The sequence below is a fragment of the Escherichia sp. MOD1-EC6021 genome (assembly GCF_002965245.1).
GTDB lineage: Bacteria > Pseudomonadota > Gammaproteobacteria > Enterobacterales > Enterobacteriaceae > Escherichia > Escherichia coli_F.
Genome location: NZ_PTRU01000068.1, coordinates 1 through 5,375, shown reverse-complemented (window position 1 = coordinate 5,375; position 5,375 = coordinate 1). Strand labels below are relative to the sequence as shown.

2 protein-coding genes and 3 pseudogenes are annotated in these 5,375 nt (G+C 49.5%); all 5 read right to left on the bottom strand.

Annotated elements, in window-relative coordinates; genetic code table 11:
- Positions 1–54: 54 nt before the first annotated feature.
- Positions 55–915, bottom strand: a pseudogene (locus tag BEB54_RS27570) (hypothetical protein); the annotation flags it as partial.
- Positions 916–2,046: 1,131 nt separating this feature from the next.
- Positions 2,047–2,184 (bottom strand): annotated as a pseudogene (locus BEB54_RS30060) (AAA family ATPase); the annotation flags it as partial.
- 14 nt (positions 2,185–2,198) lie between these two features.
- A pseudogene (locus BEB54_RS28780) lies at positions 2,199–2,480 on the bottom strand (hypothetical protein); the annotation flags it as partial.
- Between the two features lie 829 nt (positions 2,481–3,309).
- A complete protein-coding gene (locus BEB54_RS27540; RefSeq protein WP_000813432.1) occupies positions 3,310–3,912 on the bottom strand; it encodes a hypothetical protein in 603 nt (200 codons plus the stop codon).
- A 93-nt stretch (positions 3,913–4,005) separates the two neighbouring features.
- Positions 4,006–4,212, bottom strand: a complete 207-nt coding sequence (locus BEB54_RS27535) for a helix-turn-helix transcriptional regulator (protein ID WP_000235214.1) — start codon at positions 4,210–4,212, stop codon at positions 4,006–4,008.
- Positions 4,213–5,375 lie beyond the last annotated feature (1,163 nt).

The window sequence follows — 5,375 nt, the reverse complement described above, 5'->3', positions numbered from 1 at the left end:
ATTCAGCGATCTGTTCAAATGTTATTACCCGATCTCGATGGAAGTTATTGAGTGATCTCCTTTCATGAAAATACGCACCTGTTGCTCATTCCAGCCCTCCCAGTTATCAAACGTGGCGCAGGCAAACCAGTATTTCTGCTCCGGGGTAAGGGGATTCAGCGGGGTTCCCACACACCGGACCTGCATGGCGTTCCATAACCAGTCACACTGTTCACTGTCCCTGCTGTCCACCCACGAAAAGGGGGAGGGGTAATCATTGTTTATGCTGGCCCATTCAGAGAATACTGAGTTGATAATCGTCCTCGTAGCCTCTGGTCCGGATTTCAGCAGGTAACTGGAGCAGAACCATATAATTTCACGGTAGATTTTATCCGGATGCACGGTGCGCATCGGCTTTTCTCTGGGACCGGCAATCTTCGGTTGCGATGGAAACCCCGTGGCAAACCGCAGATGTTCCGGGGGCATTCCTGAACGTTTTTCAGGAATGGGTGTGAGTCCTGCGTTTCTGGTCTTTTCCGCTTGTCCGGTATTGCCTCCGGCCGGAGTGTTGTCGGGAGTATCTTCCGGAGGCGAGGTGTTTTCATTAGTTGGGGGAACAACAGCAGAACTGTCCATCTCCGGAATGGGTTGAGGGGCATAATCACTGTGGTAGCCAGGGGAAAGCGTTAAGTCCCGAAGGGTGACATCAGGTTCCGGGCAGTGAGTGCCACCGGGAGTGAACGGGAGTTGTTGCTTTTGGGAGAAAAATGTATTGTGAATGCGGGTATACAGCTGGAACAGAAAAAAATAAGATGCCCGTGGTTCTTTTTTTAACCACTGTGTATATTCCTCTATGGCACCGAGCTGTTGTTTGTGCCGTTTTACAGCATCGATATACGGACAGCTGGTGCAGATATCATCCAGTTCCTTTCCCACAATACACCTCACCTGCTTTTCTCACATTTGCAGATTTTAAAAAAGCAAACAAAAACCTCCGTACATGATGTACAGAACAATCTACCAGGTAGTGGCGTCAGAAAACCTCCGGGCCGCCTGCACTTTCCGGAATGCGCCGGTTATGAAAAACCGGAAATTCAGTCTCTGTTGTAAGATGTACCCTCTGATACTACGTTTTCTCTGTGTATTTAACTCACTGTATTTATTGTCTTTTTAAGCTTGACTGATATTCTCCGGTCATAGTGTGCCGGATACACATCCCGTAAACTTCTCATTTTTATATAAAAATACCTGCACTCTCTTCAGCGCATCTGTCTCCTTTAAGTAAAAAATGTTTTTACGTATTGCTGTAAATTCATTTTAAATCAGTATATTACCTTGATATTGCTGTCTCCTGGTTTGATGCGTAATCGTTCTGCCTTTCTGGATGATTCTGGTGCTTCCGGGGGCATTCTCCTCTGCACATGCAACAGTTCGTCATCGCCACGCTCCCAAAAAGCATATAAAAACGAATCGAATTTGATATTTTTTTTCAATCGTTTTTCATAGGAATTTCGTAGGGTATTCTCCGCTATAACCTCCATATTTGCTGTCTTTTTCTTCATAAATCGTATGCAATGTAGCCTGTCTGTCAAGACCTCTTCTCTGCTGTTGAGGAGACGATCTCATTTTTGGTCTTTTCCGGGAGAGAGGCTGTCAGATGAGCGAGCCGGATATACTGTCAGAGGTACACCCCGTAGCAGACCTGTGCTCCCATTTCCGCGATCCGGAACCAACAACACCCTACGGTTAATACCATTTGAAGCGTCAGGTACTGCAGGAAGTTCCCCCCTGCGCGGACATCGGTTCCTGCCGACATCTCACAATACGGCCAGACTGTCATGCAGTAACACCCGCATGCGGTCTGCGGTTTTAAGCGCACTCTCCCGTTTTCAGTGCACCGATAATGCGTCATAGTAAGTCTGGGGGAAGTTACGGAATGCCTGTTAAGTGGTGCCGTGGGTGGAGACAGCTTACTTTTCTACAGCAACTGCAGTCATTCAGGATGATCAGGAGATATTCTGTCAATGTCACGATCCTGCCATTTTCGTACCCGCTAAGATACTTCCGTTACTGATGCTGTCCGCTTTTCACCATTTCATCCTCACTGACAGGCGTTGCGTTTTGGGTCATCACCACAGCTTTACGTTTCTCTTTTAACCGGTAACGCTCTCCTTTGATATTCAGCGTGGTTGAGTGATGCAGCAGTCAATCCAGGAGCGCTGTTGTCCGGCAACCACCATATCAACTTCTTCCCGGGTGTGGCGGAGAGGTGGTATCCTGGCTGAGTTTCGAAGCGAACCGTTCTTTTTGACGGGCGCATTTTACGTCCGGGCTGAATGTAGTAACGCGGCATGGAACGTCGGTCCGTATACCATTGCCTTAATCTCCGCAAAGATAACCTCGTCATTCCGGACATTCTCTGCCAGGCATATGTCGATGTAATCCATAAACGATTTCAGCTTACCCCTTTTGTGGCCAGTCTTTCTGGCTGGCGGTTCAGGGGATGTTTTCTGGTTATCGTGTACCACAAAGCAGGGATATTGCCCCGATAGTCACATTTCAGATTGATCGCGGTCTGAAGATGTGGCACTGAGGTAACGTGCTGGTGTCACTGGTATTGCTGAAGTTATGGTTTTTCGGGGTCAGGTGAGCCTGTTGTGTGTATGCTTTTTGTTCAGGTCAGAGGGGGACTGTGTGGACAGCGGCTTTTGTCTCCGGGCATTCACGCCTGAACGATGAATGCGATTTTCAGCAATATTTGTCTTTGTGACACTCTCTGGTTGAGAAGCTAATGCGCGCCCCTGTTTCCACAGAGAATGAGGCTTGCCATCAGCCGAAACATCAGTATTCCACGCCATACAGACGGCGCCTGACCATGTGCTGATGCAGGTAAAATGTTTCACTACAACTGTTCGGGTTGCTATGCAACGAAACAGCGATTCTCACGATCTTTAACTGCAACGTTTTTCCGCCTGAAAGCTGACTGCCTCCTGCTGAGGTGGGAGGCTATGATTCAGTGCGTTTATAGTCTCCGGGGTATGCATGTACCGGAGCATACCATTTCTGGTGGATAACAAGCCGGCACATTCAGACTGCAGTGAAGATGGAGGCACCTGGTTGTGAAGAACGTTTCTGCCCGTGGCTGCTTCGCATCATCAATGGTATTCATACCCGCTCAGAAATGACCGGGTGCTGAAGCCCTCCGTTATCGCGCAGTATAATGACGTATATGATCTGTGGACGAGTGAGCGGCGTGCCTGATGTACGCCGCTATTACTGTATTTTACCACAGGGCTGGTTTTCTGCTGCCAGCCCTGTGGTTCTCAGACATCAACTGTGAGCGGCATCAACCGATGTACGGTATGCCATAAGCACGTACTGATCCATCAGATTTGTCAGTGGTTCACTCTGACCCTGACGTGCAATGATCCATTGCTCCAGATCTTTTTCTGATTTGTGTTTCAGGTTTTTCGTCCAGTCGTCAAGGCTGTTTCCGGTCATTAAGTCAAGCCAGCAGAGCCAGACCAGTTTGAGACGTAACTCCGTGCCGCCAAACTGACGGAAGAGGCTGATCAGTTTGTTTGCCAGAGAATGTTGCTTCAGGCGCTCACATTCAGACAGCAGGATCCCTTCCAGCATCGGATGATGAACCAGCAGGTGTTCGCTGGTGCATAAATTCACCACCAGATCATCATCCAGGGACGGGGAGCTCCGTTTGTCCGGACCATAAATCAGCCGGTGCAGACTCTGGGGAACGATGGCAATCTCCGGTTTTTCGCCATTGAATGACACCCACCCGGGCGTCAGATTATGGAAATAGTAGATATTCGGATGACACACGCCCCATGATACGGCGTGCCGGGTGAAGCCGGTCAGCCATTTCTGGTAGTTTTCATGGAGCAGCTCGTAACGGGTCTGATACTGTTGTTTCATTTTCATATTCCTCACGGGGGATAACAGGCAGCAGAGCGCCGCCGGCAGGCCGGAGATTGCGTCTGCTGTGGGCGAAGGGTTAGTGGTTAAAAATTACGGACGGGACTGTGCAATACGCGCCTGCAGCCAGGCTTCCACTTCACTTTTCAGCCAGCGGGAGCTGCGCCCCATTTTGATGGGCGCAGGAAAGCCCCCATCTTTGATGAGTTTGTCAAACCACTTATCGGTTAGGCCGGTCAGTTGAGTGATAAACGCCATGTCGACCATCTGGTCATCCATCAGCGAAACTGGGGTAGCCATGAGAATGTTCCTCCGGATGTTGTTAAACCAGCCGGTGTGGTCATGAAAACAGCGCGCCACCTTCACCGGCATAACAACCGGGGAGAAACGTAAAAAATAATCGGGAATGCGGCTGTCCGGAGATAAACGGGGGGATTGCGATGGCAGAGCCGTAGCGGAATCCCGGAGGGGGGTGTTGCGAAAAGATGCTTCCGCACGCACGCGCGATAAAGAGGGGATAGTTTTCGTGAGGACAGGGAGAGAAGCAGGCGTTCTGATAATTGCAGAGTTGTTTTCGGAGGTGGTTACAGTGAGTCAGCCCGTTCCTGGCGAGCAGGAGACTGATATCACCGATGGGATAAGGTTGTCTGATTGGTATTATAAATATAAGAAGTCATCAGAGAGTAACGTAAAGGATTTGCCAGAATAACCTAAGAGAGTAAATCTCTCCGGTAACAGAGCGCTGTGAAGCATTCTGTATCAGAGTGCAGATACATGAACGCTGATGCGTAAAATCAGCAGTGACACGCCAGCTCCCCCTATGCCCATTCCTGTATAAGACATGAACTGAGTGTATTAATGCTTCTGCCCTGAGACTGAGCCGGTGAGTGAGGGGCTGAGAAATCCCTCTTGACACAGCTCTAACCAGAAATACTTCCCCGGTTGTTGCGGTGCGTCCGGATCCCCGATAACGGAACACTAAGGCTGTATTGCGGGACACCGGGTAAGTAGCAGCCCGTAAGGCGTTCTGTCAACGCCAGAAAAAATGATTTCCCACACGCGTTATAGACTCACTCCTGTGGACCTGGAAGCCCGTAACTCTGCGGTTGCCCACTGACTGACGGAACTGACCGCAAATTTTACGAGTGCGTGCTGGGCTTCAGTCTGGTCACCTGAGCGTTCGGTAACGGAGGCGCGGGCGGTAATAGGCTGATTTTCAGGTATTACCGGCTTACAGCGTGTGGTTGATATTGAGGGGCTGTGAGTTTCGCGTATTTGTCAGAAACCCAGACGAGTTTTCCTGTATGGGACGAAATAAGGCAGCGGCAATACCTGGAAAAATTTAATATGGTATGAAGGAGAACCTGTCGGTTACGCTTAATATACCCGGTACACTGTCAGCTCAGGGGATACATGAACCGTTATCTCACCAGCTACACAGTATATACACACTGACGCTGACA

Bases quoted from the DNA above. Each gene is read 5' to 3' on its own strand.
- BEB54_RS27540 (WP_000813432.1), bottom strand. From the start codon at position 3,912: ATGAAACAACAGTATCAGACCCGTTACGAGCTGCTCCATGAAAACTAC.
- BEB54_RS27535 (WP_000235214.1), bottom strand. From the start codon at position 4,212: ATGGCTACCCCAGTTTCGCTGATGGATGACCAGATGGTCGACATGGCG.